General features: G+C 50.7%; 1 protein-coding gene. It reads right to left on the reverse strand.

Annotated features, from left to right (window positions below):
* Nucleotides 1-110: 110 nt before the first annotated feature.
* Nucleotides 111-434, reverse strand: coding sequence for a PTS lactose/cellobiose transporter subunit IIA (locus tag NE664_13170; protein ID MCQ4727582.1), 324 nt, complete (start codon nucleotides 432-434; stop codon nucleotides 111-113).
* Between the last annotated feature and the right edge of the window lie 97 nt (nucleotides 435-531).

The following is a 531-nucleotide window of genomic DNA, read 5'->3' on the forward strand; positions in this document are numbered from 1 at the left end:
CTCCTCCACCATTCCCCGCCGGATCGCTTTCTGCAGACAGGAAATGATCTCATCTGCCGCAAATCCATTCTTTGTCGTGGCATTTGCCCATATCGTATAATTTGCCATCGTCATTCTCCCTTCTGATTCGTATATATTTCGATCAATTCTTCCACCAGGACGCGTACCAGTTCCGCCGACATAATCTGGTCCTCTGCATGGGACATTAACAGCGTAATCTGGGGTTCCAGCGTGTTCACCTCTTTTAGCAGGATCTCGCCGTGCTGCTCGTGGGCCTGGCGGTAGAACTGTTCGCCTTCCTTAATTCTCGGTTCCACCTGATCCCAGTTCCCCTTCTTGGCCTCCTGAAGCGCCTGCATATAGCTGGACTTGGCGCAGCCGGCGTAGGTCACGATCTGCATTGCACATTCCGATAATTTTGTAACATCAGCCATAATTTAAGCCTTTCTCATGATTTTTTAGCCAGTTCGATCGCAAAATCCAGGGCTTTGTCGCCGTCGGCCAGGGCATAAACCCTCGGTTCAATGCTTG

Source organism: Anaerotignum faecicola (assembly GCA_024460105.1).
Lineage (GTDB): Bacteria > Bacillota > Clostridia > Lachnospirales > Anaerotignaceae > JANFXS01.